This window comes from Oleiphilus sp. HI0128 (assembly GCF_001635365.1).
This window is the reverse complement of sequence record NZ_LWGG01001109.1, coordinates 1-2,054: the sequence shown is the minus strand read 5'-3', so window position 1 is coordinate 2,054 and position 2,054 is coordinate 1. Positions and strand designations below refer to the sequence as shown.

2 protein-coding genes are annotated in these 2,054 nt (G+C 45.2%); both read left to right on the top strand.

Going from position 1 to position 2,054, the window contains the following annotated elements; genetic code table 11:
* On the top strand, positions 1-1,373 hold a 1,373-nt coding region (locus A3763_RS18965), incomplete at its 5' end, for a coniferyl aldehyde dehydrogenase (RefSeq protein WP_082880514.1).
* Positions 1,374-1,581: 208 nt separating this feature from the next.
* On the top strand, positions 1,582-2,052 hold the full coding sequence (gene coaD, locus A3763_RS18960) for a pantetheine-phosphate adenylyltransferase (protein WP_068634304.1): 471 nt from the start codon (positions 1,582-1,584) through the stop codon (positions 2,050-2,052).
* The last annotated feature ends 2 nt before the right edge of the window (positions 2,053-2,054 follow it).

The window sequence follows — 2,054 nt, the reverse complement described above, 5'->3', positions numbered from 1 at the left end:
AAAAAGCTGCTTTCCGTAAAAACCCAATGCCTTCTTATCAGGAAAGAGTCGCAAACCTTAAAAAACTTAGAAGCATGCTTCTTGATAATCAAGACGAGATTATCGAGACAATTTCCAGCGACTTTTCTAACCGCTCTGCTGATGAAACAAAACTTGCTGAGCTAATGACAACCATTCACGGCATCGACTACAACATCAAAAACCTGAAATCGTGGATGAGCAAAGATAAGAAAAAGATCTCTCCTTTATTTCAACCTGCGACAGGTTTTGTGCAATATCAACCGCTGGGGATTATTGGCATTATTTCGCCTTGGAACTATACCGTGTCTTTATCAATGGGCCCTCTTGTCGCTGCTTTGGCTGCAGGTAACAGATCCATGATCAAGATGTCAGAGTTTACACCGCAGACCTCTGCACTAATCGAGCAACTAATCTCCGACACCTTTCCTCAAGATCTGGTTGCGATTGTTCAGGGTGATGCAGAAGTCGCGACTGAGTTCTCTAGCATCCCATGGAACCATTTACTGTTTACCGGTTCAACGGCTGTTGGCCGCCATGTAATGAAAGCAGCGGCGGCTAACTTAACACCCGTCACGCTTGAGCTTGGCGGCAAATCTCCAACAATCATCTCTGACGATGTCAATATGGACGATGCAACACAGTCAATTGTTTTTGGTAAGGCTTTTAATGCTGGCCAAACCTGCATTGCACCTGACTACATTCTTTGTCCAGAGCACCGCCTGGAGCATTTCGTTGATCGATTCCAACACTTCTTTGCCAAGATGTACCCAACGCTGAAGCACAACACTGACTTCACCAGCGTAGTCGATGAACGACAGCTCGCACGCCTGCAATCTTACCTGGACGATGCAAAAAGCAAAGGCGCAACGATTATTGAGTGCAACCCGGCTGACGAAGATATGCAAACCGGTACACGTAAGATGCCTATCCACCTGGTGCTAAATGCCACTGATGATATGCTAGTGATGCAAGAAGAACTCTTTGGCCCAATCCTGCCAATCCTACCCACTAAGTCGCTAGACCAAGCTCTGGACTTCATTAATGATCGCCCTCAGCCCTTGGCGCTTTACTATTTTGGAATGGACAAAGACGAACAGCAATATGTACTAGAACAAGTTCGAGCTGGCGGCGTCTGCATTAACGACACAGTCTCTCACTTTGCTCAAGAAGACTTACATTTTGGCGGCGTTGGTGAATCAGGTATGGGCTCCTACCACGGCGAGCAAGGCTTCCTGACCTTCTCTCATGCAAAATCAGTATTCTGCAAGAATCATTTCAACAGTACCAAGTTTGCCTACCCTCCTTTTGGTACCTTGATTCATAAGGCCTTATTCTCTATTTTCTTACGATAAGCTAGCTCCTTATAGAGATAACCCTTCAAATGCGCTGGCTATCTTGCCAGCGCAGACTTCTTGTTTACAACAAGCTGACTAGCAACCCACCCGAAATTTGGTTACTATTCCGCCCCTTCTTTAGTTCTTGGTTGTCTATACTTCCAATACTGTAAAATTGACTTAGGCACTGCAATCGTATTCCGCAGCTTCAGGAGTAAGACCCCCTATGAATACTGTCGTTTATCCTGGCACTTTTGACCCAATTACTAACGGCCATACCAATCTTGTAGAGCGTGCTGCAAAGCTTTTTGATCGCATTATTATTGCTGTCGCAGCCAGCCCAAAAAAGAACCCTATGTTTCCACTTGAAAAACGGGTTGAACTGGCAAAGGACGTTTTGGCTCATCTCGATAATGTAGAAGTCATTGGCTTTGACTGCTTATTGGCCGAGTTTGTAAAAGAGCACAAGGTCAACGTTATTCTACGCGGTTTACGTGCTGTTTCAGACTTTGAATTCGAATTTCAACTAGCGGATATGAATCGGCGCTTGGTTCCTGAAGCAGAAAGCTTGTTTCTTACTCCTGACAACCACCTCTCTTATATCTCTTCCACTTTAATTAGGGAAATTGCCTCTTTGGGCGGTGATGTTTCAGAGTTTGTAGCGCCAGCCGTCATTAAGGCCTTAGAAGAGCGATAGCA